Below are 24576 nucleotides of genomic sequence, written 5' to 3'. Positions count from 1 at the left end.
CTCCGATAGATTCGCCGCGGAGCCGCTCGGCGTCGGTGCGGTCGTCGCAGATCGAAGGTGGGTGTCGGGTGCCAGACCAGGAACAGTCCCGGAGCCGGCGCCACATCTACGCGGAGATGACCCGCCACGAGGTGGTGCGCTCGGCACGGAAGTTGTTCGGCCGGTACGGGTACGCGCAGACCACCGTCGAAAGCATCGCCCGTGATGCCCGGGTGTCACCGGCGACGGTGTACGCGCAGTGCGGCGGCAAGGAGGGGCTGCTCCAGGCGCTGATGGACAGGTGGACCAACAGCAGCCTGGTGCAGAGCATCATCGCTGAGTGCGCCGCCGCCGAGTCGGCGCGCGCCACGCTGGATGCGCTGGCCAAGGGGTACGTCGCGATCTATGCGGAGTCGGGCGACATCATCCAGATCGTGACCCGCGCCGCGGCCGGTGCGCCCGCGGCGGAGGCGTTTCTGAAGGTCGCCGACGAGCGTCAGCAGAATGCTCTCCGGGAGATCGTCACAGGTATGCGGGACGTGGGCGGCCTGGCCGACGGGATCACGGTGGAGGAGGGCGTGCAGGTCATCTTCTTCCACTTCCGGTACCCGCAGTTCGCGCTCGCCGCGGACGAGTTCGGCTGGGGTGCCGAACGCACGACCCGCTGGCTCACCGAGCGGGTCGCGTCCGCGATCCTGAAGAGCTAACTCTCGGAGAGTGCCTTCCGGATGCGTTTCTCGGAGACCGGGTACGGCGTGCCGAGCGTCTGGGCGAACAGGCTGATGCGGAGTTCCTCGAGCATCCACCGGACCTCGAGGAGTCCCGGGCTCGGATACTTGCCGGTCGGCACCGCGCGGAGCTTCTTGCGGTACTCGTCGGTGAGCATGTCGACGACCGCCATACCGGAACGGTCGCGCGCCGCGTTGGCGCCGAGCTTGTCCAGCCGCTGCTCCATGCCGCGCAGATACCGGACCAGGTCCGGCAGCCGCTGCGCGCCGGTCTCGGTGATGAAGCCGGGGTGGACGAGACCTTCGAGCTGGCCCCGTACGTCGGACAGCGCGGCCAGCAACGCCGGACTCGACGCGCGTGAGATCTGCTTGTCAACGGTCCGCGCGTGCCCGAGCACCTGCTCGACCTGCTGCAGGATCGTCAGCACGGTGTCCGCGAGCTCCGACCGTACGGCGTCCCGCAGGATCGAGAACGCGGTGAGGTTCCACGCCGGACCGCCCGCGGCGGCCATCAACTGGTCCACCGCAGCAGCGATCGCGTCGTCGAGGAGCGCGCCCACGTTGCGATGCGGACCTGCCATCAACGTCATCTTCTGCTGGTTGCTCAGCTGACGCTGTACGACGTCGATCACCGACGGCATGGTCAGTAGCAGGAGCCGGCGCGTGCCCGCCCACATCGCGGCGGCCTGGTCGCGCTCGGTCTCCTGCAGGCGGATCGCGACGCTCTTTCCCTCGTCGACGAGCGCCGGGTAGCCCGCGACGGTCAGGCCATTGCGGTGCTCGGAGAAGCTCCGGGGGAGATCGCCGAACGTCCAGTCGGTCAGCCCCGACTTCTCCAGCCCGCTGACCGCCTTCGACGCGACCTGCGAGATCGCGGCCTTCGTCTTCGGCTTCAGCTTCTCCTTCAGCTTCGCGAGGTCCTTGCCCTCGGCCACCGTCTTGCGCTGGTCGTCCTCGACCCGGAACGTCATCCGCAGATGCTCCGGCACCCGGCTCCAGTCCCAGTCCCCGGGCTCGATGATCACGCCGCGCAGGTCCCGCAGCGCGCGGGCCATCGCGTCGGTCAGCGGCCCGGACGCCGGGTCGAGCTCAGGCAGGATCTGCCGCGCGTGGTCCGGCGCCGGCACGATGTTGCGCCGTACGGCCTTGGGCAGCGACTTGATCAGTGTCGTGACGAGTTCCTCGCGGAACCCGGGCACGCTCCACTCGAAGCCGTCTGCGGTCACCTGGTTCAGGACCAGCAGCGGGATGTGCACGGTGACGCCGTCGGCGTCGGTGCCGGGCTCGAAGGCGTAGGTCAGGTCGAACGTCATCCCGTTCTGCGTCCAGCGCAGCGGGAACTCCTCCTCGCGCACCTCCGCGCCCTCACGGACGACCAGCGAACGCTCGAAGTCGAGCAGGTCGTGGTCGCGCTGCCGGGCGGTCTTCCACCAGGTGTCGAAATGCCGCCCGGTGACCACCTCGGCGCCGATCCGCTCGTCGTAGAACGCGAACAGCGTCTCGTCGTCGACCAGCAGATCGCGCCGCCGGGTGCGCTCCTCGAGCTCCTCGACCTCCTCGATCAGCTTGCGGTTCTCGTGGAAGAACTTGTGATGGGTGTCCCAGTCGCCCTCGACCAGCGCGTGCCGGATGAACAGCTCGCGCGACACCTCCGGGTCGACCTTGCCGTAGTTCACCTTGCGCCGGGCAACGATCGGTACGCCGTACAGCGTGACCTTCTCGTACGCCATCACGGCGCCGGCCTTGCGTTCCCAGTGCGGCTCGGAGTACGACCGCTTGATCAGGTGCGGGGCGAGGTCCTCGGCCCACTCGGGCTCGATCTTCGCGTTCACCCGTGCCCACAGCTTCGACGTCTCGACCAGCTCGGCGGCCATCACGAACTGCGGCGGCTTCTTGAACAGCCCGGAGCCGGGGAAGATCGCGAACTTCGTGCCGCGCGCGCCGAGATACTGGTGCTGGTTCGCCGGGTCCTTCATGCCGAGGTGGCTGAGCAGGCCGGACATCAGTGAGATGTGGACACTCTGCGGGTCGGCCGGCTCGCCGCTGTTCAGCTGGACGCCGATCTGCGACGCGACCTGGCGGAGCTGCGCGAAGATGTCCTGCCACTCGCGGACCCGCAGATAGTTCAGGTACTCGCTGCGGCACATCCGGCGGAACTGGTTGCCGGACAGCTCCTTCTGCTGCTTCTTCAGGTAGCTCCAGAGGTTCAGGTACCCGAGGAAGTCGCTGTTCGGATCGCGGAACCGGGCGTGCGCCTGCTGCGCCTGGGCCTCGGCGTCGGTCGGCCGCTCGCGGGGATCCTGGATCGAGAGCGCGGCCGCGATCACCATCACCTCGCGGACACAGGCGTGCTTGTCGGCCTCGACGATCATCCGGGCCAGCCGCGGGTCGAGCGGGATCTGCGCGAGCTGCCGCCCGATCGGGGTCAGCCGGCCGCCCTTCGGGGTGTCGATCGCGCCGAGCTCGGTGAGCAGCTGCAGGCCGTCGGTGATGCTGCGCTTGTCGGGCTCGTCGATGAACGGGAACGCGGCGATGTCGCCGAGCCCGATCGCGGTCATCTGCAGGATGACGCTCGCCAGGTTCGTGCGGAGGATCTCCGGATCGGTGAACTCCGGGCGGTTCTCGAAGTCCTCCTCGGAGTACAACCGGATGCAGATGCCGTCGCTGGTCCGGCCGCTGCGGCCCTTGCGCTGGTTGGCGCTGGCCTGCGAGACCGGCTCGATGGGCAGGTGCTGGACCTTGGTGCGGTGGCTGTAGCGCGAGATCCGCGCCGTACCCGGGTCGATCACGTACTTGATGCCGGGGACGGTCAGCGACGTCTCGGCGACGTTCGTGGCGAGCACGATCCGGCGGTTGGCGTGCGGCTGGAAGACGCGGTGCTGCTCGGCGTTCGAGAGCCGGGCGTAGAGCGGGAGGACCTCGGTCGTCCGGCGGTCGCCGCGGAACTTGTCGCTCAGCGCGTCGGCGGTGTCGCGGATCTCACGCTCGCCGGACAGGAACACCAGGATGTCGCCGTCCGCCTCGTACGCGAGCTCGTCGACGGCGTCCAGGATCGCCTGCGTCTGGTCGCGGTCGATCGTGCTCGGTTCCTCGGGGTCGTTGACCGGGCGGTACCGCACCTCGACCGGGTAGGTCCGGCCGGACACCTCGACGATCGGCGCCGGGGTGCCGTCGGCGGCCGCGAAGTGCTCGGCGAACCGCTCCGGGTCGATGGTCGCCGAGGTGATGATCACCTTCAGGTCCGGGCGGCGGGGGAGCAGCCGTTTGAGGTAGCCGAGGATGAAGTCGATGTTCAGGCTGCGCTCGTGCGCCTCGTCGATGATCAGCGTGTCGTACCGGGTGAGGTCGCGGTCGCGCTGCAGCTCGTTGAGCAGGATGCCGTCGGTCATCAGCTTCACCAGCGAGCGCTCACTGACCTTGTCGGTGAAGCGGACGGCGAACCCGATCGTCTCACCGAGCTCGGTGCCGAGCTCCTCCGCGATCCGCTCGGCGACCGTGCGGGCCGCGAGCCGGCGGGGCTGGGTGTGCCCGATCATGCCGTGCACGCCGCGGCCGAGCTCGAGACAGATCTTCGGGATCTGGGTCGTCTTCCCCGAGCCGGTCTCACCCGCGACGACGACCACCTGGTGGTCCCGGATCGCGGTCGCGATCTCGTCCTTCAGCTGGCTGACCGGCAGCTCTTCGGGGTACGTGATCTCGGGTACGGCGCTGCGCCGCACCTCGACCCGCCGCTCGGCCTGCTCGACCGCGCCGGCCACACCCCGCAACTCCGCGGCCCGCTTCTTCGCGTCCGACGTCCGCCGAACCCGCTCCAACCGCCGCCCGAGCTGCTCCCGGTCGTGCGCCGTGAGCTCCTCGAGCCGTGCCGCCACCTCACCGAGGTTGAGCGCTCCGTCGACGGATGCGGGATCGGGTGCTGGTTCTGTGGCGGCTGGCCGCCTACCCTTCCCGCCGCGGCGGCGGCGCCGGCGCGGGTCCTGGGAGGGTGCTGGGGATGGACTCGGGGACTCGGTCCGGGCATCAGGCATAACCCGTCCAGTTTAGGCGGCCCACCCCAGCGTCTCACCCGGATTACCGCAGGCGCCGGGCGAGGGTCGTCAGGACGGCGACCTGCTCGGTGATCGGGGTGGCGACGAGGTTCAGGTCCCAGTCCACTCGGCTGATGCCCTCGTCGGCGGAGCGACGGAGGTCGTCGAGGATGGTCTCGGGCGTGAAACCGGGCGGGCCTTCGAGCATCGGGTGCGGCCGCATCGGTCCGGCGCGGAGGACGATCGGCCCGCTGCCACCGGCCTCGTGGTACCAGCCGACAGCGGCCTGGGTGGAGTCCCAGTCGCGGTGCGCGAGCGTCAGCCCGTCCGCGAGCCGCGCCGTGCGTTCGACCGCCTGCCGCGTGACGCCGCCGCCGTACAAGGTGAGCGGGGCGACGGGCTTCGGCCCGACGATCGCCATCGGCACCGTGTAGCGCGCTCCCGTGTGTTCGACCGGATCGGGTCCCCAGCACGCGCGGAGCACGGCGATCGACTCCTCGAACGCCGCCACCCGGCCGCGCGCGGGTACGCCGGTCGCGACGAACTCCTCCGGTAACCACCCGAGCGCGATCCCCAGATCCATCCGGCCGCCGGACAGTTGGTCGATCGTCGCCACGCGGCGGGCCAGCACCACCGGCTGCTGGAAGAGCGGTACGAGGATCGCCGTGTGCAGCCGGACCTGCCTGGTGTGCGCCGCGACGTACGCCAGCGTGTCGAGTGCGTCGTACGCGGCCTCTCCCGGCAGCCCGGCGTGGTTGACCCAATCGGGCGCGGCCGGGACGAGCAGGCGCTCGAACACCGAGACCGCCGCGAAACCCAGGTCGTCAGCTGCCTTCGCGATCGCCACTACCGCGTCGGGCCCACGCAACCCGACCACCGGGAGACCGACGCCTACCTCGGGATACACCATCGACAGTTCCTTCCGCTTCGGAGATCTACCCCGTAGTCGGAACGGACGGTGGGTTCTTGCGGTCAGTCGTGCGGGGACGGGACCTTCACGGCGAGGACCGGGACGGGGGACTCCAGCAGCACGCGTTGGGCGGTGCTGCCGAGGATGAGTTTGCCGACGGGGCTGCGGCGGCGCAGGCCGAGGACGATCAGGACGACGTCCTCGGCCGCGGCTGCCTTCAGGAGCGCGCCGGCGACGTCGCCCTCGGAGACCGCCTGCTGGATGCTGACCTCGACGCCGTGCTCGCGCAGCTTGGCCTCGGCGGCCGCCAACTCGTCGGCGTTGGCGTAGCGGGCGTCGATGTAGGCGTCGCCGCGGCTGGTGTTCAGCAGCAGGATCGAGGCCCCGCGCAGCTCGGCCTCGATCGCCGCCGCGGCGAGCGCAGCCTCACCCTCGGGCGTTGGTACGTATCCGACGAGAATCTTCACGGCCCCACTCTCCCACGGGCGGACCTGCGCCACTCACCAACCGAGCAGACTCCGCGCAGCTCACGCTCGGCCCCGGCCGTGACACCGTCCGCCGCCCTGGTTGGTGAGTGCTGGGCGTCCGCCGGTTAGGGTCGAGCGCATGGTCGAGTTGCAGGTTGTCCTCCCGGACGAGTCGGCGACGATGCCGCCCGAACGACTGGTCGAGCTGGCGATCGCGGCGGAGGACCTCGGCTACGGTACGGCGTGGCTGCCCGATCACCTGCTTCCACCAGGTGAGTTCGGTTCGACGTACGGCGGTGTGTACGAGCCGCTCGTCACGATCGGGTACCTGGCGGCACGCACGACCCGGATCCGCTTCGGCACCTCGGTGCTCGTGCTGCCGTTGCGCAGCCCTTACGTGGTCGCGAAGCAGGCCGCGACGCTGCACCGCCTGTCCGGCGAACGCATCGTCCTGGGGCTCGGCGCCGGGTGGGCCAAGGAGGAGTTCGCGGCGGTCGGTGCGGCGTTCGAGGAGCGTGGACGGCGGACGGACGAATCCCTCGGGATCATGCGTGACCTGTTCGAGGGCCGCGATCGGGGCGGGGTGTTCGAGCCTCAGCTCCGGGCGCCGCTGCCGCTGATGATCGGCGGTACGACGCAGCCGGCGCTGCGCCGGGCGGCGCGGTACGGCGACGAGTGGCAGGGCCTCGGCCTGGACGGCGCCGGGTTCGCGGCGGCGGTCAGGCAACTGCGGTCGTACGGCGACCGGCCGATCAAGGTCGGCACACGGCTCGACTGGTCCGCCGGCGATCCGGGGCCGGTCGTCGCGGCGGCTGAGGAACTCGTCGATGCGGGCGCCGAGACGCTGGCGGTGTCCTTCGGCGACGAGCGGACCGCGCTCGAACGGATGACGCGGTTCCGCGACCTGTTCACGGCGGGCTGAGCTTGTTGCGCAGGACCTTGCCGGTCGCGTTCCGCGGGAACTCGTCGAGGACGACGATCTGGCGTGGCGCCTTGTAGCGCGCGAGATTCGCCTTCACATGGGTCAGCAGGTCGTCCTCGGTCGCCGGTTCGCGCAGGACGACGTACGCGACCAGGCGCTGGCCGAACTCGTCGTCGGGGACGCCGGTGACGACCGCCTCGGCGACCGCGGGATGCGCGGCGAGGCACTGCTCGACCTCGACCGGGTACACGTTCTCGCCGCCGGAGACGATCATGTCGTCCTCGCGGCCGTCGACGAACAGCCGTCCGGCCGCGTCCAGATGACCGAGGTCGCCGGTGCTCATCCGGCCGTCGACGACGGTCTTGGACGAGCCGTCGGAGTACCCGCCGAACACCAGGCCGCCGCCCGCGAAGATCCGTCCGGTCGTCCCGGCCGGTACCGGGCGGTCCCGGTCGTCGAGGATCCGGATTGTGCTCCCGAGGCAAGGGCGCCCGACAGTGCCGGGAGCGGCGAGCAGATCGGCGGAGGTTGCGATCGTGGCGATGCCGACCTCACTCGACCCGTACGCGTCGCAGAGCACCGGGCCGAAGCGTTCGATGAACCGCTCGGCCAGTGGTGCGCCGAGCTGGGACGCGCCCGAGATCACGGCCCGCAGGGAGCGCAGGTCGTACTCCGCGATCGCGGCCGGCCCGAGCTCGAGCAGCCGGCGCAGCATCACCGGCACCGCCGCCACCGAACCCGCCCGCGTCGCCTCCACATCCGCCAGCAAGGTCGCTGCGTCGAACCGCGGTCGGAGGACGAGCGGTGACCCCAGGAAGAGAGCGAGCATCGAGGTGAGCAGCCCGAGCCCGTGGAACAAGGGCGGACACACGACCATCGGCTCGCCCGCCCGTAACCCGAACCGGCTCAGCGCGCTACCGGTCAATCCCGCCAGCCCCACCGCGGTCGGCACCCGCGGCGCCGCCTTCGGCGTTCCGGTCGTTCCCGAGGTGAGGATCGTGATGTGCCCAGCGCTCGCCGGTGAAGGCGCTGCCGGCGCCGCGCTCGCGGCCAACTCGTCGAGTCCACGAACACCACCGCCGTGGCCGGAGAGGATCGCCGGAAGGTTCGGGGGTGGGCTGAACTCTTCGTCGTGGACGAGCAGGTCCGGGCGATGGCGTTCGAGGACTGCCGCCAGCTGGGGTGGGGCGAACTCGGTGTTGACGAACAGGACGTCCGCGCCCAGCCGTGACGCCGCGAGGGTCGCCTCGAGGAAGCCCCGGTGGTTGCGGCACAGGACCGCGACCTTGCCGCCGGCACCGATCCCGTACTGCGCGTGCATCCCGGCCGCGATCCGCTCGCAGCGCCGGTCCAGTTCGGCGTAGGTGATCTCGTCGTCGCCGGTGATCACCGCCGCGCGGTCCGGGTAGCGGATCGCGGCGATCACGCCGAGCGCCGCCATCGACTGACCCCAGGTCCGCAGCGCCCGCTCGATCCGCACGAGCTGCGCGGGCCCGGCCGAGCGCCAGACCCCGGATCTGACCAGGGCGACCGACAACTCTCCGACCTCGGCCGCACCTTGCATCAGCCAGCCTGGCGGCCGCAGCGGCGGGATCGGGCGGATCGTCCTCATCGCTTCTTCCCGCCTCCCGTCCGCCGGAAGTACTGCTCGAGCAACCGGTCCGTCGGCACGCGCAGCAGGTTGCCGAGGGCATCGGCCGGGCGGACGAACGGCGGCGTGATGTTGTGCGGCCGCTCCGCCACCGCCGTACACACCTGATCGGCGGCCTGCTCGGGCGTCAGCCCCGGCATCTTGTTGAGCAGCGGCGTCGGCTCGCTCATCCGCGTGTGCACCAGCCCCATGTAGACCGTCGACGTCGTCACACCGTCGCCGCGGACCTCCTGCGCCACGCACCGCAGCCAGACGTCGAACGCGCTCTTCGACGCCAGGTACGCCGACCAGCGCGCCATCGGCGGCGTCCGGACGCCGGCCGTCGACACGTTCACGATGTGACCCGACCGGTGCTCCCGCATCGACGGCAGCAGCTCGAGCACGAGCTTCGCCGGACCGAGGTAGTTCACCGCGTTCGTCCGCTCGATGTCGTGGAACCGCTGGTAGGTGTCCGCGATCGAGCGCCGGATGGACTTGCCGGCGTTGTTCACGAGGACGTCGACCCGCCCGTGCTCGGCGAGCACGGTCCGGACGAGTTCCTCGACCGCGGACGGGTCAGCGAGGTTGGCCGGGTAGACGTACGCCGCGCCGCCGCGCGACCGGATGTCGTCGGCCACGACCTGCAACTGGTCCGCCGTCCGCGCCACGAGCAGCACGGTGGCGCCGGCCGCGGCCAAGCGGCGCGCGGTCGCCTCACCGATCCCGTACGACGAGCCGGTCACCAGGACGACCTTGTCCCGGACCGCCGCGGCGAGCCGTTCGTCGGAGACCTTGGTCCGCCCGTTGGTCAGCGCAACGAGCAACGGCCAGCCGATCGGACGCTTCCCAGTCACCATGCGGCCGACATTACCCGCTGGTAGCCGTCAGCGGCAGAGGGTGATTCAGTCGGTCGCGGGCTGCGGAGCGATCCAGCTCGCGAGCAGCCGCAGACCGTCGGCGGTGGGCGAACCGGGCTCGACCTGATACACGCAGAGCGTCTGCTCGGCGTCACCAGGCACCTGGAACGACTCGTACGCGAACTCCAGATCGCCTGCGACCGGGTGGTGATAGGTCTTCGCGCCGTGGGTCCGGCGCAGCACCCGATGGTCGTTCCACCATCCGGTGAATTCGGCGCACTGCAGGGTCAGCTCGCCGACGAGATCGGCCAGCCGGCGGTCGTTCGGGTGCCGACCGGCCTCGAGGCGCAGCATCGCGACGGTCTCGGCGGCGATTCGCTCCCAGTCGCCGACCCGCTCGCGAGCCTCGGGATCGAGCAGGTAGTAGCGGGCGAGATTGCGGCGCGTCGCCGGCATCGCGTCGAAGTCCGTCAGCACCGCACGGGCCAGTTGATTGGTCGCGAGGACGTCGGTACGCCGCCCGAGGATGAATGCCGGCACGTGGTCGAGCGTCTGCAACATCAGGTAGAGACCCGGCCGGACCCGCTGCGGGCTGGCCGGCGTACGCCGGATCGGTGCGCGCCGGGTCAGGAGATCGTCGAGGTGCTCACGCTCCACCGCGTCGAGCCGCAGCGCGCTGCCGAGCGCGTCGAGGACCTCGGCAGACGGGTTGCCGGCGCGTCCCTGCTCGAGGCGCGTGTAGTACTCCGTGCTGACACCCGCCAGCCGCGCCACTTCGTCCCGACGCAGACCGGGGACGCGGCGCTTACGCCCGTCCTCGGGCAGTCCGGCCTCGGCGGGCGCGATCGCGGCCCGCCGCGAGCGGAGGAAGTCGGCGATCTCGGTACTGCGGTCCATGGATCCAGTGTGATCGAACGCCGCGGCCGGGGATGGCCGCTGGGTGGCCCTGCGGGTACCAGTCTCGGCGGTGCCTGTCCGCGCAGGGTCAGCTCGAGCGCCCACAACGCCTTCTGCGACTGGTGTTCTGGAGACACGGACGGCAATCGCCGCCCGACTAACTGGAAGGCAGTCAACACATGTCTGTGCAAGCCGAAGTCAAGCCGCTCGCAGGCCGGGTCGCGGTGATCACCGGCGCATCGAGCGGTATCGGCGAGAGCGCGGCCGAACACCTGGCCGGACTCGGAGCGACCGTCGTCGTCCTGGCCCGGCGCGCCGATCGCCTGCGCGAGCTCGTCACCCGGATCGAGAAGGACGGCGGACACGCCCTGGCGCTGACCGTCGACGTCACCGACGCCGCGGCCGTTCAGGCGGCGGCCGATCGGGTCGCCTCCGAACTGGGCGGCGCCGACCTGCTCTTCAACAACGCCGGCGTCATGCTGCCGGCACCGGTCGAGGAGCGCGCGACCGAGCAGTGGCAGCGCCAGATCGATCTCAACATCACGGGTCTGATGAACGCGATCGGCGCCTTCACGCCGCAGCTGGTCGCCGCGGCCGCCGAACGAGGCGTCGCCGACCTGATCAACACGTCGTCGATCGCGGCGCAGAACATCTTCCCGAACTTCGCCGTCTACTCCGGCACCAAGGCGTACGTCACCCACCTGTCCCGGCACCTGCGCGCAGAGCTCGGCCCGAAGAACGTCCGCGTGTCCGCGCTCGAGCCGGGCATCGTGGGCACCGAACTGCAGAGCCACGTCACCGACGAGGGTGCGCTGCAATGGCTCGACGGCTCGAAGCAGTCCATGGAGTGGTTGACCCCGGACGACATCGCGCAGGCGGTCGGCTTCATCGCCGTCCAGCCGCCCCGGGTCAACTTTCAGCAACTCACGATCATGCCGACTGCTCAGACCAGCTGAATGCGCTGGAGCCATTCGCTGACCAAGGCTCCGAACAGTGCGGGCTGCTCGATCTGGAGGTTGTGACCGGCGACGTCGAGCACGGCGAACGTGGCGCGCGGGTAGTGGGGGAGCAGGGCCCACTGGTCCTCGTACCCGGTGACGGCGTCCTGCCGGCCGCACACCACGAGGGACGGTCCGTCGTACGGCGGGCCGCTCTCGGGGGCCGTGGTCAGCGCCCAGTTCTTCTGGATCCGCTCGAGCGCGGCCGTGTCGGCGACCGCGAGCCCGGGCGCGACGTCCGAACGGTACGCCGCCAGGGCGGCCGCCGACTGCACGACGGCCAGCTCCGTGAAGTCCTCGCCCTCGGTCAGCGATTCGAGCACGCCGGGCTCGGTCCGCAGCACGGCGTGCTCGGGCAGCACGCGGTCCTTGTGCCAGAGCGTGCCGACCGGGCAGATCAGCCCGAGGCCGAGGATCTGCCCGGGCCGCTCGGCGACCAGGCCGCGGGCGAGATAGCCGCCGTACGACTCGCCGATCAGCAGGAACGGCTCGTCGCCGATCTGCTCGTCGATGAACGCGCGGACCGCCGCCATGATGCCGTCCGAGCTGTCGATGTCACCGGCGGGGGACTGCCCCATGCCGGGCAGGTCCGGGTAGAGCCGGCGGTAGCCGGGGAGCTGGGTGAAGATCGGCTCGAGGCAGCCGGTCATCAGTCGGTGGTCCGGAGTCCAGCCGTGCAGAGCGAGGACGGGTACGCCGTCGCCGACGGACACATGGTGCAGGGTCATGGGGGAAGTTGTAGCAACCCGCGCCGACAGTTTTAGAGTCACACCATGGCCCGTCGCTCAGCACTCCCTTCCGTCCCAGATGCCGATGTCCTCCGTGCCCGCCTGGACCGCGCCCGCGAGGTCGCGGCCGGCACCGGTCTGGTGATCGCGCCGGGCTCGGACCTGCGCTACCTGATCGGTCAGCCGGGCGGCTCGTTCGAGCGCCTCACCGCCCTGGTGATCGCGGCCGACGGCGCCCCGGCACTCGTCGTACCGAAGCTGGAGGCCCCGGCGTTCGAGAGGATCGCGGACCTCGGCGTCGACATCGTCACGTGGGTGGACGGCGTCGACCCGTACGGTCTGGCCGCGGAGCGGCTGAGCGGTGCCGACCGGGTCGCGATCAGCGACTTCACGCCGGCGCTCCACGTGCTGGGGGTCCGCGACGCGCTGCCGAAGGCCGAGCAGGTGCTCGCCGGGCCGATCGTCCGTGAGCTGCGGATGCGCAAGGACGCCGCCGAGATCGACGCACTGCGGAAGGCCGGCGCGGCGATCGACCGCGTGCACGCCCGGGTCGGTGAGTGACTGCGTCCGGGCCGGACCGAGGCCGAGGTCGGCGCCGACATCGCAGCCGCGATCGTCGCGGAAGGCCACACCGAGGCGGACTTCGTGATCGTCGCCGCCGGCCCGAACGGCGCCAGCCCGCACCACGCGCTGTCCGACCGGGTGATCGAGGCGGGCGACGTGGTGGTCGTCGACATCGGCGGTCCGGTCGCCGAGGGCTACAACTCCGACTCCACCCGCACGTACGCCGTGGGCACGCCGCGGGACGCCGATGTCGCCGCGACGTACGCCGTCCTGCAGGAGGCGCAGCAGGCGGCGGTGGATGCGGTTCGGCCGGGCGTGACCGCGGAGTCCATCGACGCGGCCGCGCGGGACGTCATCGCGGCCGCGGGGTTCGGTGACTACTTCATCCACCGGACCGGCCACGGCATCGGCCTGGACGTGCACGAGGAGCCGTACATCGTCGCCGGCAACGACCTGCCGCTGGAGGAAGGTATGGCGTTCAGCGTCGAGCCGGGCATCTACCAGGCGGGTCGCTGGGGCGCGCGGATCGAGGACATCGTCGTGGTGACCGCGGACGGCGCCGAGTCGATGAACAACCAGCCGCACGACCTGGTGGTTCTGACCTAACCGGCCCGGAACGTCTTGCGGTAGGCGAGGGGGGAGACGCCCAGCTCGGACCGCAGGTGGTGTCGCAGGGAGGCCGCCGTACCGAGGCCGGCCTCCTCGGCGACGCGGTCGACCGACAGGTCCGTGGTCTCCAGCAGCTGGCACGCGTGCCGCACGCGCTGCTGCAGCAGCCAGGTGCCGGGCGACTGCCCGGTTTCGGCCTTGAAGCGACGGCTGAAGGTGCGCACACTCATCCGCGCGTGCTCCGCCATCGCCGCGAGGCTGATGTCCTCACTGAGCCGCCCGAGCGCCCAGGCGCGCGCCGGCGACGTACCTTCACTACCTTCCTCGGGGACGGCACGTTCGATGAACTGCGACTGCCCGCCGTCACGCCACGGCGGTACGACGCAGTGCCGGGCGGCCCGGTTGGCGACCTCGCTGCCGAAGTCACGGCGGATCAGGTGCAGGCAGAGGTCGACGCCGGCGGCCAGGCCGGCCGAGGTGAGCACGTCGCCGTCGTCGATGAACAGCCTGTCTTCGTCGAGCTTCACCTGCGGGTAGACGCTGCGGAACAGTTCGGCCCGCCGCCAGTGCGTCGTCGCGGGCCGTCCGTCGAGGTAGCCGGCCGCGCCGAGGACGAACGCGCCGGTGCAGATCGAGGCGATCCGCGTCCCCGGCCGGATGGTCGCGAGCGCGGCGGCGAGGTCGGCGGGCAGCGTGCCCTCGTACCGCGGCTGGGCGATGTAGGTTCCCGGCACGATCACGGTGTCGGCGGCTGCGAGTGCCTCGGGTCCGTGGTCCGGGACCAGGCTGAACCCGGCGCCCGCGCGGACAGGTCCGCCGAGTCCGCAGATGCGCACGTCGTACAGCTGGGTGCCGTCGGCCGTGGTGGCGGCGCCGAGGACGGTCGGCGGAATGGTCAGGTCGAACCCGACCACGGGCTCGAGTGCGAGGACCGCGACCACGTGCGGCCCGACGGCGGCCAGGTGACGACTCATGGCCACATCTTGACACATGTTGTCTGTCCGGCCACTAGTTCGATGACGGTCGAACCGGCACAGTTGCCCGGTGACGCAAATTCTGGAGACGCGAAGGACGCCCCGTGTGCACCTGGCCTGGGCGGTCGCTGTGGTCGGGTTCGTGACGCTGATCGGTGCGGCCGGGTTCCGGTCGGTGCCGAGTGTGCTGCTGGATCCGCTCCACGAGGAGTTCGGGTGGTCGCACGCGACGATCTCCGCGGCGGTGTCGATCAACCTGCTGCTGTTCGGCGGGATCTCGCCGTTCGCGGCGGCGCTGATGGACCGGCTCGGGCTGCGGAAGGTCGTCAGCGGCGCGCTGGTGCTGATCGCGCTCGGCAGCGGCCTGACGATCTTCATGACCGAGTCGTGGCAACTGCTGCTCTGCTGGGGCCTGCTGGTCGGTGTCGGCACCGGATCGATGTCGATGACCTTCGTCGCGACGATCACCGGGCGCTGGTTCGTACAGCGTCGCGGGCTGGTGACCGGGATCCTGACCGCGGCCGGCGCGACCGGTCAGCTGATCTTCCTGCCGCTCATCGCGTCGCTGGCAGCGAACTACGGCTGGCGGGTGCCCGCACTCGTCGCAGCCGGAGCGGCGCTGGCCGTCGTACCGCTGGTGCTGTTGTTCCTGCGTGACTACCCGAGCGACGTCGGACTGCGTGCGTACGGCGCTCCGGAGGGTAGTGCTGCTGGGCAGCGCGTGGAAACGACCGGCAGCAGCGCGGTCCGGGCGCTCAACGCACTGCGGATGGCTGCGCGACGGCCGGCGTTCTGGATGCTGGCCGGCGGCTTCGCGATCTGCGGCGCCTCGACCAACGGTCTGGTCGGGACCCATTTCGTCACGGCAGCACACGACCACGGGATGCCCGCGACGACGGCCGCGTCCCTGTTGGCGCTCGTCGGTGTCTTCGACGTGGGCGGGACGATCTTCTCCGGGTACCTGACCGACCGGTGGGACCCGCGGTACCTGCTGATCGCGTACTACTCACTGCGTGGCCTGTCGCTGCTGGTGCTGCCGTCACTGCTCGGGCCGACCGCCGCGCCGAGCACCTGGGTGTTCATCATCTTCTACGGACTGGACTGGGTCGCGACCGTGCCGCCGACGGTGGCGCTGTGCCGCGAGTGGTTCGGCGAGGACGGGCCGATCGTGTTCGGCTGGGTGTTCGCGTCGCACCAGGTCGGTGCCGCGCTGGCCGCGACCGGCGCCGGTGCGATCCGGGACGCGCAGGGCAGCTACAACCTCGCGTGGTACTTGGCCGGCGGACTCTGCGCGGCGGCCGCGCTGATGTCCGCGAGCATCGGACGCCGCCTCGTCGCTGCCTGATCCGTTCCGCTAGCCTCGATCTAGGTTGAGGTCGGAGGGACGGCGATGGACATCGAGCCGGGTGAGTTGACGGTCGGGCAGCTGTCGCGGCGCAGCGGCGTCGCGATCTCGGCCCTGCACTTCTACGAGCGTCAGGGGCTGATCGTCAGCCGCCGTACGACGGGGAACCAGCGCCGCTACAAGCGCGACACGTTGCGCCGCGTGGCGCTGGTCCGGATCGCCCAGCGGGTCGGCGTACCGCTGGCCGAGGTCGCCGCGATCCTCAAGCTGCTGCCGGAGAACCGGACGCCGAACCGGGCCGACTGGGAACGCATCTCGGAGTGCTGGCAGGCCGAGCTCGACCGGCGCATCGTGCACCTCGAACAACTCCGCGACGACTTCAAGGACTGCGTCGGCTGCGGCTGCCTGTCCCTGGACCGCTGCGCCCTGGCCAACCCGCACGACAGCCTCGCATCCGCGGGGCCGGGGCCTCGGCGCCTGATGAGCCCGGCCGGCGAACCCTGTCATCCGGGCAAGTGCGCCTGACCCGGCGCGGTTTTCCACAGGCCGCGGCCGGCGGCGAGCGAACTGGGGGTGCGGGCGTCTAGGGTCGTCGGCATGGGTGAGACCGACTCGATGCTGACGCTGACCGACGACCGCGCCAAGGTCGCGGGCGACCTGATCCGCGCGATCGCGGGGGAGGACGCGCGGCTGCGGCCGGATCAGGAGACCGCCGTCGCGGCGCTCTGCGAAGCGGCGGCGCGGGTGCTCGTGGTCCAGGCCACCGGCTGGGGGAAGTCCGCTGTGTACTGGGCTGCCACGGCGATCCGCCGGGCCGAGGGGTTCGGGCCGACGCTGGTGGTCTCGCCGCTGTTGTCGCTGATGCGTGACCAGGTGGCCGCGGCGAGTCGCGCCGGGCTGCGCGCCGCGACGCTGAACTCGAACAACATCGACGAGTGGTCCACCATCGAGCACGACCTGCGCTCCGGCGCGGTCGACGTGCTGCTCGTGTCGCCCGAGCGGCTGGCCAATCCGGGCTTCGGCCGGCGCGTGCTGGACAGCCTGGCCGGGGAGATCGGCCTGCTGGTGATCGACGAGGCGCACGCCGTGTCGGACTGGGGTCACGACTTCCGGCCGGACTACCGTCGGGTGTCCGAGGTGCTGCAGCAGCTGAACCCGAAGACCCCGGTGCTGGCCACGACCGCGACCGCCAACTCACGCGTGACGGAGGACGTCGCGAAGCAGCTCGGTGAGTCGACGCTGGTGCTGCGTGGCCCGCTGGCCCGCTCGAGTCTCCAGCTCGCGGTGGTGGACGCGTTGTCGCCGCTGGACCGGTTCGCGTGGGTCGTCGACGTGCTGCCGAAGCTTCCGGGCTCGGGCATCGTCTATGCGTTGACGGTCGCGGACGCGCAGCGGCTCGCCGCGGTCATCCAGGAGGTGCACGGGCGGGACGTCCCGGTGGCGGCCTACACAGGCCAGTTGGAGGCGGGGGAGCGGGAGAGCCTCGAGGACGCGCTGCGGGACAACCGGTTGAAGGCGTTGATCGCGACGTCGGCGCTGGGGATGGGCTACGACAAGCCCGACCTCGGATTCGTGGTGCATGTCGGTTCGCCGCCGTCGCCGGTGTCGTATTACCAGCAGGTCGGTCGTGCCGGCCGCGGGATCGACCACGCGGTGGTGGCCTTGCTGCCCTCCGATGCGGATTCCGGTGTGTGGGACTACTTCGCGACGGCGACGATCCCGGTCCCGGAGAACGTGCAGCGGCTGCTGCAGGCGCTGGAGGGCTACGGCCCGGACCAGCCGGCATCGGTGCCGGCGCTGGAGGCCGAGACCGGGCTGCGGCGGACCCGCGTCGAGCTGATGCTGAAGCAGCTGGCGGTCGACGGGGTCGTCGAGCGGGTCGAGCGCGGCTGGATCCGGACCGGCGCCGAGTGGACGTTCGACGCGGCGCACTACGACGGCATCGTGTCCGTCCGGCGCCGCGAGGCCGACATCATGCGGGCCTACACCCGCGGTGATCGTTGTCTGATGCAACTTCTCCAGGAGTCGCTGGACGATCCGTCGGCGGAGCCGTGCGGGCGGTGCTCGGTGTGTCTGGGGCGGCTGCCGGAGCCTTTGGTCGCGCGGCCGGAGCCGGAGACCGTCGCGACGATCACCCGGTCGCTGCGCGGCGAGGTGCACGTCCTGGAGCCGCGGAAGATGTGGCCGGGCGGTGCGTTCGGCGCGCGCGGGAAGATCCCGCCCGGCCTGTCCGCCGAGCCGGGCCGCATCGTCGTGTACGCCGACGCGCCCGAGTGGCGCGAGGTGTTGCAGGGCGCGTTCAACGGCTCGCCGGTTCCGGAGGCCGTCGAGGCGCTCCAAGCCGGTGCTGTTGCGGCGCTCTCGCGGTGGCGTGGTTCGTGGTCGGCGCGGCCCGACGTCGTCGTACCGCTCGCGGCGGGTGGTCATCCGGACCTCACGTCCGCGATCGCCGATCACGTCGCCGGGGTCGGGCGGTTGGAGCGGGCCGAGCTCACGATCGACCGCACCGGCTACACCGACGACCTGTCATCGGCCGAGGAGGCGAAGGTCTGGCGCGACGGCATCACTGTGGACGGTGCCACCGCCCAGGCCGTCACGGCACGCACAGTCCTCCTGCTCGTGGACTCCACGTCATCCCAGTGGCCGGTAACAGTCGCCACAGCCAAACTCCGCGAAGCGGGCGCTGCGGCCGTTCTCCCACTGGTGATCCACAAACGCCCCTGACAGCCTCAGCGAGATGCTTCCACGGTAGCGCGTGGCGGCTGTCACGTGGCGCGGGAGCGCCACGCAGCCAGGGTGTCGGTCCAGGTGTCGTTTGCCCCGAGCAGTGCCGTGAGGACTTCAGGGTGCTCGGTGGCGAGGTTGTGAATCTCGGTCGGGTCATCTCGGAGGTTGTAGAGGTAGGTGCCGGGCGTTTGCGGGCCGCCCAGGTGTTCGGCGGGGTCGGTGACGAGTTTCCAGGGGCCGCGGCGGACGGCCTGCTGGCCGGCGTACTCCCAGGTGAGGGTTCGCTCGGGCGCATCGCCGGTGAAAAGCTGGATGCCGTCGAGGTCGGCAGGCGCTGGGACGCCGGCGGCGGCCAGCACGGTGGGTGTCACGTCTATCATCATCGCGGGCTCGGCCGACGTGACTCCGGCGTGCAGCGTCGACGGCCAGGACCAGATGCCGGGCACCCGGATTCCGCCTTCGAACAGTGATCCCTTGTGGCCGCGCAGCCCGCCGGTCGAGCCCCCGGCGTACGCGATCTCCTCGCCGCCGAGCCAGTTGCGTTCCTCCGCCGACGGACCGTTGTCCGACGAGAAGAAGATGATCGTGTCCTCGAGCCGCCCGGTCCGCTCGAGCACGTCGACGATCCGGCCGACGCCGTCGTCCACCCGGCTGATCATCGCGGCCATCACCTGCTTGTCCCACGGCAGGTGCGCGTACTGCGCCATCGCGTCGGCCGGCGCGTGCATCGGGTAGTGCGGCGCGTTGTACGCGACATAACACAGGAAGGGATCGTCGACCGAGGAGATGAACTCCACCGCGCGATCGGTGATCAGGTCGGTCAGGTAGTCACCGTTGTGCCAGACCTCGTCGTCGTCCGACCACAGATCGTGCAACGGGTTCCGCACACCCCAGTACATGATGTGCGAGTAGTAGTCGACGCATCCGGCCCGGAACCCGAAGTGGTGGTCGAACCCGAAGCGCAGCGGCGCCGACCCTGGCTCGACGCCCAGGTGCCACTTGCCGAACACCGCCGTACGCCACCCCGCCGCCGACAACTCCGACGCGAGTGTGGACTGCGCGGGCAGACCGTGCGTGTCCCGCCGAGCGCCGAGGATGGACTCGACCCCCGCGTGCGCCGGGTGCCGCCCGGTCAGCAGCGCGGCCCGCGACGGCGAGCAGACGGGGGAGTTCGAGTACCACTCCGTCATCCGCACACCGCGCGCGGCGAGCGCGTCGAGATGCGGCGTCCGGATGTCCGGGCTGCCGTAGCAGCCGAGGTCGCCCCAGCCCAGATCGTCGGTGTAGATGATCACGATGTTCGGACGGGGCACGCGCAACTCCTACCGGTCGACGGTGACGGACGCCTCCAGCAAGGATTTCAGATCCGCGAGCAGTGCCGGCCAGCCGTCCTGGATCATGGTCCGGATCGTGCTGCCGGGCTCGAAGCCGCTGTGGATCACGGTGAGCTTCACCTGAGCGTCGACCGGCTCCAGCTCGAAGGTTGCCGTCGACAACGGCTCCCGGCTGATCTGCTCGTACGTCGGCTGGTCGATCTCGTACTTCGCGGCGAACTCGGGCGTCATGTGGTGCCAGGTGTAGGACAACCGCGTGTACGGCGTGTGCTCGACGACCACCTGCCCCGGCCCGGAGATCACAACGTCGCCCTGGTGCCACACCATCGCGGAGCCGGGCTCCCAGTCGGTCTCGTGGTGGAGCTGCCAGTACTGCTCGGTGAACGCCGGGTCGGTCAGCGCCTGCCACAGCCGCTCGGGTGTGGTCCGGATGTACGTCGTGTAGACGAAGTCGTTGCCGGACAGATCAGTAGTCATCTCAGCCTCCAAGGCCGTCTTCAGGTCGGCGAACAGCTGCACCCGCCGACGGTCGTACTGATGGATCCAGCGATCGGCGATCGCGTTGATCGGCTCCGCGTTGAGGTGGTGCAGCTTCTCGCGGCCGCGCCACACGGTGGTGACGAGGTTCGCGCTCTCCAGCACGGCGAGGTGCTTGCTGACGGACTGCCGCGCCATGTCCAGCTCGGCGCACAGCTCCCGCAGGGTCTGCCCGTTGCGCGCGTTCAGCAGGTCGAGCAGCCGGCGCCGGCTCGGGTCGGCCAGCGCCCGGAACACCTCGTCGTCCATCGCACTCCGATCGCTTCATGCAGCCGTCTGGCTGCCTTTCCAACATAGGCAGCCGAACGGCTGCATGTCAACCAAACCCGATTGACGCACCGGCGAGGATGGTCGCGTGGAGATCGAGAGCCTGGGATTCCGGACGGATCTGTTGCTGCTGAGCATGGGCGGCAGCGAGGTGCACGACACCGGCGCGTACGTCGTGGCGCGGACGCCGGCCAATCCGGGCTTCTGGTGGGGGAACTTCCTGCTCTACCGCACGCCGTTCGCGCCGGGCGACGCCAAGCGCCGGATCGACGAGTTCCGCCGCGAGTTCCCGGAGGCGCAGCATGTCGCCCTGGGCGTGGACAGCACGGACGGCGAGGTCGGCGTGGAGGACGAGCTGACCGCGTCCGGTCTGACTGTCGAGCGTAGCGTGGTCATGACCGCCCAGCGGGTCGTCCAGCCGCAGCGGCCGAACGAGCAGTCGACGTACCGCTTCCTGAGCAGTGACGACGACTGGGAGCAGATGTACCACCACAACCTGGCGTGCGCGGAGCTGGAGGTGGACTCGGCGTACGAGGAGTTCACCCGGCGCAAGCTCGTGACGAATCGCGCGCGGGTCGAGGCCGGCCACGGGAAGTGGTTCGGGGCGTTCGACGGAGACCGGCTGCAGAGTTCACTCGGCCTGATCTTCGACGGCAACGGCCTGGGCCGGTTCCAGAGCGTGCTGACGTCGCCGGAGGATCGCGGCCGGGGTCTCGCCGGCACGCTCGTCCACCACGCGTCGACGTACGGCCTGACCAGGGCCAAGACCCTCGTCATCGTCGCGGACCCGGACTACCTCGCGATCCGGATCTACCGGGCCGTCGGATTCGCCGACTCGGAGACCCAGCTTCAGTTCATCCTGCCGCCTGCATGACACAGTAGGCCGTATGAGTGAGGGACGGCGTGGGGTTGTGGTGGTCACCGGTGGAAGCCGCGGCATCGGCGCGGCGGCGTCGCTCGCGCTGGCGGCGGACGGATGGGACGTCGGGGTCAATTACCGGACCCAGGCCGACGAGGCTGCCCGGGTCGTGAAGGCCTGCGAGGAACGCGGCGGGCGTGCGATCGCGGTGCAGGCCGACGTGGTGGAGGCGGCGCAGATCGAGCAGCTCTTCGACACCGTCACTGCCGAGCTCGGCCCGATCGGTGCCGTGATCAACAACGCGGGCGTCGTCTCGCCGTCCGGCCGGGTCGCGGACTACGACGCGGAGCGCCTCGACCGGGTGTTCCGGATCAACGCGATCAGCGCGTTCCTGGTCGCCGGCGCCGCGGTCCGCCGGATGTCCACGGCGTACGGCGGGAACGGCGGCGTCATCGTGAACATCTCCTCGCGCGCCGCGGTCCTCGGATCGGCCGGTGAGTACGTCGACTACGCGGCGAGCAAGGCGGCTGTCGACGCGCTCACCACCGGGCTGGCGAACGAGGTCGCGAAGGAGGGGGTCCGCGTACTCGGCGTCCGGCCCGGACTCATCCAGACCGACATCCACGAGCCCGGCCGCCTGGACCGTCTCGGTGCCACGCCGCCCCTGGCCCGTCCCGGCACCGCGGAGGAGGTCGCCGAGGTCATCGCCTTCCTGGCCTCACCCCGCTCGTCCTACATGACAGGCACCACGGTCGACGTCTCCGGCGGCCGCTGACCCCGCGATGGACCACTTTGTGCACCAGATCCGCGCCGTCGGGCCCCCGCGGCACGGATCGGGTGCACAAAGTCGAGGGAGGAGGTAGGGCGTGGGCTTGCGGCCGGTGGATCTGGCGCGGCGGGCGGGGGTGTCGACCCAGCTCGTGCGCAACTACGAAGCGGCGGGGATCCTGCCGCCCGCGCCGCGCTCGGACACCGGGTACCGGCAGTACGGGCCGGAGCACGTCCAGGCGCTGCTGACCTATCGCGCGCTCTACCCCGGGTTCGGTGCCGAGACCGCGACGGAGATCATGCGTGCCGTCCACAACGGCGACGAAGCACTCGCGTACAGGCTGGTGGACGCGGCCCACGCCGCGCTGCACGAACAGCGACTCGCGACCGACGCCGCCGACGAGGCGCTCGCCGCGCTGGCCGCGGAGTACGTCGACGAGCAGCCCGTGACCGGCCCGTCCCTTCTCGTCGGAGAGCTCGCGCACCGCTTAGGCATCCGTACGTCGGCCCTCCGGGTCTGGGAGGCCGCGGGCCTGCTCGCGCCGGCGCGGGAGCGCGGCACGAAGTACCGGCGCTACGGCCCGGAGCAGGTGCGGGACGCGCGGATCATCCACATGCTCCGCCAGGGCCGGTACTACTTCGAGCAGATCAAGCCCGTCCTCGACGGCCTGCGCCGTACCGGCAGCACCGACGCCCTGCGCGCCGCAATCGCCGAGCGTCGCGCCGCCCACGACCGCCAGACCAAGGCGATGCTGCACGGCGCCGCGCTGCTCCACCAACTCATCGACGACCTTGTGCTCGCACCAACCGTTCTAGAGCCGCTCTGATGGTTGGTGGGTGCTCAAGGTCGGTGCGGTACGGCGAGGTGGGTCGGGGTTGATCGGCCGCGGACGGTGACCTCGTCGCCGGCGCGCCAGTTGGCGGCCTCGGCGGGGGCCGACTCGGCGACCGCGCTCATCGACGCGACCAGCCGGCCGGGCGCCGTCTTGGCCAGCTCGCTCAGCCGTGCCGCCTCGTTCACCGGGTCTCCGATCACGGTGTATTCGTGTCGCCGTACGTCGCCCACCGTGCCCGCCACCACGACACCGGCCGTGACGCCGATCCCCGCGGTTGCTTCCGGCAACTCGTCGGCGAGCCGACGGGCCAGTTCACGTCCCGCGGCGAGCGCGCTGCCTGCCGGGTCCGCGAGTTCGGCCGGCGTGCCGAAGATCGCGAGCGCCGCGTCGCCGGCGAACTTGTTCACAAACCCGCCCTGGCGGTCCACCTCGGAGACCACGATCGCGAAGAACCGGTTGAGCAGCTGCACCACCTCGGCCGGCGGCCGCTCGGCCGCCAGCTCCGTCGAGCCGACCAGGTCGACGAACAGCACCGCGGCGTACCGCTCCTCGCCGCCGAGGCTGTCGCTGCTCAGCGCCTCCTGCACGACGCCCGGCCCGACGTACCGCCCGAAGACGTCGCGGATCCGCTCCCGCTCGCGCAGCCCCTCGGTCATCCGGTTGAAGCCGGCCTGCAGCGATCCCAGCTCGGTGCCGTCGAACACCGGGATGCTCACATCCAACCGGCCCTCGCCGATCAGGTTGAGCGCGTCCCGCACCGAGCGCACCGGCGCCACCACCGACTTCGCCGACAGCCAGGTCAGCAGGCATCCGTTGCCGAGCGCCACGATGCCGAGGGCAAGGATGACGACCGAGAGCCGGGTCGGCGTGACGTCGCCCTCGATCAGCGCCAGGACGGCGGCCAGCATCAGCCCGGCCACCGGGACACCGGAGCCGACCGCCCAGAAGAACACCATGCGCGCCTTCAGCCCGGCCGCCAGCAGCCGGCGTGGCGGCGGGGAGTCGACGAGCGCCCGCGCCGCAACCGGCCGCAGCGCGAACTCGGTCAGCAGATACGAGACCGAGCAGGTGATGATCGTGCCGTCGACCACCGTCAGTGCGACGCGCAGCGCGTTCTCCGGCTGCAGGATCAGCGTCATCACGGTGAAGAACACGGCAGCGACCAGCCAGAGCAGCACCTCGATCAGCGTCAGCCGCAGCGGGAGTTGCAGCGTGGCGATCTGCTCGCGACGACTGGCCGGTCGCTCCAGGTCGATCCAGCGCGTCACGCGGCGGGTCAACCGGGTGCTCCAGACGCAGCCGACGGCCACCGCGACCACGAAGTACGCCGGGATCACGATCGCGTCGACGAGCTGGAGCTGATCGACCAGCGACGGCCCGGGCAGCACGAAGACCGCGAGCGCGAACACGACGAGCGCGCCGATCAGGTTGGTCCCGATCGAGAACGTGGTCATCAGGATCTGCAGCCGGACGCGCAGCCGCCGCGGGCTCTGGTCGGCCGGTCCGAGCAGCCAGGATCCGAACGGCCGCCGTTTCAGCACCAGCTCGGGACTCTGCTGCGACATCATGGGACCCAGTCTGCCGTGTCAGGACCGAACGAGGGTTTTGGCAC

Annotated in this window: 22 protein-coding genes; 11 read left to right on the top strand and 11 right to left on the bottom strand. The window is 70.7% G+C overall.

All coding sequences use genetic code 11. The features are described 5' to 3' along the window. Positions 1–68 precede the first annotated feature (68 nt). The gene (locus ACWEOO_RS05805) at positions 69–686 is read left to right on the top strand and encodes a TetR/AcrR family transcriptional regulator (RefSeq protein WP_452141990.1); all 618 of its coding nucleotides are present in this window, start codon (positions 69–71) and stop codon (positions 684–686) included. Here the strand turns inward: ACWEOO_RS05805 and hrpA are convergent. From hrpA to ACWEOO_RS05790, 3 genes are all read right to left on the bottom strand, one after another. Further along, a complete protein-coding gene (gene hrpA / locus ACWEOO_RS05800; RefSeq protein ID WP_452141989.1) occupies positions 683–4579 on the bottom strand; it encodes an ATP-dependent RNA helicase HrpA in 3897 nt (1298 codons plus the stop codon). The genes ACWEOO_RS05805 and hrpA overlap by 4 nt on opposite strands. Positions 4580–4778: 199 nt before the next feature. Then, on the bottom strand, positions 4779–5645 hold the full coding sequence (locus tag ACWEOO_RS05795) for a TIGR03619 family F420-dependent LLM class oxidoreductase (protein WP_452141988.1): 867 nt from the start codon (positions 5643–5645) through the stop codon (positions 4779–4781). Positions 5646–5707: 62 nt separating this feature from the next. Beyond that, positions 5708–6112: a universal stress protein gene (locus ACWEOO_RS05790; RefSeq protein WP_452141987.1), complete on the bottom strand. Its 405-nt coding sequence runs from the start codon at positions 6110–6112 to the stop codon at positions 5708–5710. Positions 6113–6251: 139 nt separating this feature from the next. Here ACWEOO_RS05790 and ACWEOO_RS05785 point away from each other — a divergent pair, with 139 nt between their 5' ends. Next, entirely contained in the window at positions 6252–7034 is a 783-nt protein-coding gene (locus ACWEOO_RS05785) for an LLM class flavin-dependent oxidoreductase (RefSeq protein WP_452141986.1), read from the top strand. Here the strand turns inward: ACWEOO_RS05785 and ACWEOO_RS05780 are convergent. From ACWEOO_RS05780 to ACWEOO_RS05770, 3 genes are read right to left on the bottom strand one after another with little or no spacing between them, the layout of a single operon-like run. Continuing rightward, positions 7021–8646 (bottom strand): AMP-binding protein, encoded by a 1626-nt coding sequence (locus ACWEOO_RS05780; RefSeq protein WP_452141985.1) that lies wholly within the window; start codon positions 8644–8646, stop codon positions 7021–7023. The two genes, ACWEOO_RS05785 and ACWEOO_RS05780, sit on opposite strands and share 14 nt — an antisense overlap. Beyond that, positions 8643–9521, bottom strand: coding sequence for an SDR family NAD(P)-dependent oxidoreductase (locus ACWEOO_RS05775; protein WP_452141984.1), 879 nt, complete (start codon positions 9519–9521; stop codon positions 8643–8645). The genes ACWEOO_RS05780 and ACWEOO_RS05775 overlap by 4 nt, the downstream gene beginning before the upstream one ends. Before the next feature lie 45 nt (positions 9522–9566). Continuing rightward, entirely contained in the window at positions 9567–10418 is an 852-nt protein-coding gene (locus ACWEOO_RS05770) for a helix-turn-helix transcriptional regulator (RefSeq protein ID WP_452141983.1), read from the bottom strand. A gap of 179 nt (positions 10419–10597) precedes the next feature. Here ACWEOO_RS05770 and ACWEOO_RS05765 point away from each other — a divergent pair, with 179 nt between their 5' ends. Beyond that, positions 10598–11374: an SDR family oxidoreductase gene (locus ACWEOO_RS05765; RefSeq protein WP_452141982.1), complete on the top strand. Its 777-nt coding sequence runs from the start codon at positions 10598–10600 to the stop codon at positions 11372–11374. On the opposite strand, the gene ACWEOO_RS05760 is transcribed toward ACWEOO_RS05765, so the two are convergent. Continuing rightward, on the bottom strand, positions 11362–12144 hold the full coding sequence (locus ACWEOO_RS05760; RefSeq protein WP_452141981.1) for an alpha/beta fold hydrolase: 783 nt from the start codon (positions 12142–12144) through the stop codon (positions 11362–11364). The two genes, ACWEOO_RS05765 and ACWEOO_RS05760, sit on opposite strands and share 13 nt — an antisense overlap. Positions 12145–12189: 45 nt before the next feature. Between ACWEOO_RS05760 and ACWEOO_RS05755 the strand changes: the two genes are divergently transcribed. Together ACWEOO_RS05755 and ACWEOO_RS05750 are read left to right on the top strand one after the other, a co-directional pair. Further along, positions 12190–12705 carry an aminopeptidase P family N-terminal domain-containing protein gene (locus ACWEOO_RS05755; protein WP_452141980.1) on the top strand — a complete coding sequence of 172 codons (516 nt, stop codon included), beginning with the start codon at positions 12190–12192 and terminating at the stop codon, positions 12703–12705. Beyond that, complete coding sequence (locus tag ACWEOO_RS05750) at positions 12706–13314, top strand: M24 family metallopeptidase (RefSeq protein ID WP_452142049.1); 609 nt, start codon at positions 12706–12708, stop codon at positions 13312–13314. On the opposite strand, the gene ACWEOO_RS05745 is transcribed toward ACWEOO_RS05750, so the two are convergent. Then, complete coding sequence (locus tag ACWEOO_RS05745) at positions 13311–14291, bottom strand: GlxA family transcriptional regulator (protein WP_452141979.1); 981 nt, start codon at positions 14289–14291, stop codon at positions 13311–13313. The two genes, ACWEOO_RS05750 and ACWEOO_RS05745, sit on opposite strands and share 4 nt — an antisense overlap. A gap of 70 nt (positions 14292–14361) precedes the next feature. On the opposite strand from ACWEOO_RS05745, the gene ACWEOO_RS05740 reads away from it, so the two are divergent. From ACWEOO_RS05740 to ACWEOO_RS05730, 3 genes are all read left to right on the top strand, one after another. Next, entirely contained in the window at positions 14362–15636 is a 1275-nt protein-coding gene (locus ACWEOO_RS05740) for an MFS transporter (protein ID WP_452141978.1), read from the top strand. 45 nt (positions 15637–15681) lie between these two features. Continuing rightward, the gene (soxR, locus tag ACWEOO_RS05735; RefSeq protein WP_452141977.1) at positions 15682–16161 is read left to right on the top strand and encodes a redox-sensitive transcriptional activator SoxR; all 480 of its coding nucleotides are present in this window, start codon (positions 15682–15684) and stop codon (positions 16159–16161) included. A gap of 72 nt (positions 16162–16233) precedes the next feature. Further along, positions 16234–18360: a RecQ family ATP-dependent DNA helicase gene (locus ACWEOO_RS05730; RefSeq protein ID WP_452141976.1), complete on the top strand. Its 2127-nt coding sequence runs from the start codon at positions 16234–16236 to the stop codon at positions 18358–18360. A gap of 41 nt (positions 18361–18401) precedes the next feature. Here the strand turns inward: ACWEOO_RS05730 and ACWEOO_RS05725 are convergent, their stop codons facing one another. After that, on the bottom strand, positions 18402–19676 hold the full coding sequence (locus tag ACWEOO_RS05725) for a sulfatase-like hydrolase/transferase (protein WP_452141975.1): 1275 nt from the start codon (positions 19674–19676) through the stop codon (positions 18402–18404). A 9-nt stretch (positions 19677–19685) separates the two neighbouring features. Continuing rightward, a complete protein-coding gene (locus ACWEOO_RS05720) occupies positions 19686–20483 on the bottom strand; it encodes an ArsR/SmtB family transcription factor (protein ID WP_452141974.1) in 798 nt (265 codons plus the stop codon). 106 nt (positions 20484–20589) lie between these two features. On the opposite strand from ACWEOO_RS05720, the gene ACWEOO_RS05715 reads away from it, so the two are divergent. The 3 genes from ACWEOO_RS05715 to ACWEOO_RS05705 all read left to right on the top strand — a co-directional run bounded on the left by ACWEOO_RS05715 (position 20590) and on the right by ACWEOO_RS05705 (position 22955). Next, the gene (locus ACWEOO_RS05715) at positions 20590–21375 is read left to right on the top strand and encodes a GNAT family N-acetyltransferase (protein WP_452141973.1); all 786 of its coding nucleotides are present in this window, start codon (positions 20590–20592) and stop codon (positions 21373–21375) included. A 13-nt stretch (positions 21376–21388) separates the two neighbouring features. Continuing rightward, a complete protein-coding gene (locus tag ACWEOO_RS05710; RefSeq protein WP_452141972.1) occupies positions 21389–22135 on the top strand; it encodes an SDR family oxidoreductase in 747 nt (248 codons plus the stop codon). A gap of 91 nt (positions 22136–22226) precedes the next feature. Continuing rightward, the gene (locus ACWEOO_RS05705) at positions 22227–22955 is read left to right on the top strand and encodes a MerR family transcriptional regulator (RefSeq protein WP_452141971.1); all 729 of its coding nucleotides are present in this window, start codon (positions 22227–22229) and stop codon (positions 22953–22955) included. 14 nt (positions 22956–22969) lie between these two features. On the opposite strand, the gene ACWEOO_RS05700 is transcribed toward ACWEOO_RS05705, so the two are convergent. After that, positions 22970–24532 (bottom strand): adenylate/guanylate cyclase domain-containing protein, encoded by a 1563-nt coding sequence (locus ACWEOO_RS05700; RefSeq protein ID WP_452141970.1) that lies wholly within the window; start codon positions 24530–24532, stop codon positions 22970–22972. Positions 24533–24576: the final 44 nt, after the last annotated feature.

It is taken from the genome of Kribbella sp. NPDC004138 (assembly GCF_053603655.1).
The sequence above is the reverse complement of the archived record's forward strand: the minus strand, read 5'-3'. Positions and strand labels throughout refer to the sequence as shown.

Excerpts from the sequence above, each read along its gene's own strand:
- ACWEOO_RS05710 (WP_452141972.1), top strand. The coding sequence starts at position 21,389 with ATGAGTGAGGGACGGCGTGGGGTTGTGGTGGTCACCGGTGGAAGCCGC.
- ACWEOO_RS05770 (WP_452141983.1), bottom strand. The coding sequence starts at position 10,418 with ATGGACCGCAGTACCGAGATCGCCGACTTCCTCCGCTCGCGGCGGGCC.
- ACWEOO_RS05730 (WP_452141976.1), top strand. The coding sequence starts at position 16,234 with ATGGGTGAGACCGACTCGATGCTGACGCTGACCGACGACCGCGCCAAG.
- ACWEOO_RS05760 (WP_452141981.1), bottom strand. The coding sequence starts at position 12,144 with ATGACCCTGCACCATGTGTCCGTCGGCGACGGCGTACCCGTCCTCGCT.
- ACWEOO_RS05755 (WP_452141980.1), top strand. The coding sequence starts at position 12,190 with ATGGCCCGTCGCTCAGCACTCCCTTCCGTCCCAGATGCCGATGTCCTC.
- ACWEOO_RS05780 (WP_452141985.1), bottom strand. The coding sequence starts at position 8,646 with ATGAGGACGATCCGCCCGATCCCGCCGCTGCGGCCGCCAGGCTGGCTG.
- ACWEOO_RS05775 (WP_452141984.1), bottom strand. The coding sequence starts at position 9,521 with ATGGTGACTGGGAAGCGTCCGATCGGCTGGCCGTTGCTCGTTGCGCTG.
- ACWEOO_RS05795 (WP_452141988.1), bottom strand. The coding sequence starts at position 5,645 with ATGGTGTATCCCGAGGTAGGCGTCGGTCTCCCGGTGGTCGGGTTGCGT.
- ACWEOO_RS05745 (WP_452141979.1), bottom strand. The coding sequence starts at position 14,291 with ATGAGTCGTCACCTGGCCGCCGTCGGGCCGCACGTGGTCGCGGTCCTC.
- ACWEOO_RS05785 (WP_452141986.1), top strand. The coding sequence starts at position 6,252 with ATGGTCGAGTTGCAGGTTGTCCTCCCGGACGAGTCGGCGACGATGCCG.
- ACWEOO_RS05765 (WP_452141982.1), top strand. The coding sequence starts at position 10,598 with ATGTCTGTGCAAGCCGAAGTCAAGCCGCTCGCAGGCCGGGTCGCGGTG.
- ACWEOO_RS05720 (WP_452141974.1), bottom strand. The coding sequence starts at position 20,483 with ATGGACGACGAGGTGTTCCGGGCGCTGGCCGACCCGAGCCGGCGCCGG.
- soxR (WP_452141977.1), top strand. The coding sequence starts at position 15,682 with ATGGACATCGAGCCGGGTGAGTTGACGGTCGGGCAGCTGTCGCGGCGC.
- ACWEOO_RS05700 (WP_452141970.1), bottom strand. The coding sequence starts at position 24,532 with ATGATGTCGCAGCAGAGTCCCGAGCTGGTGCTGAAACGGCGGCCGTTC.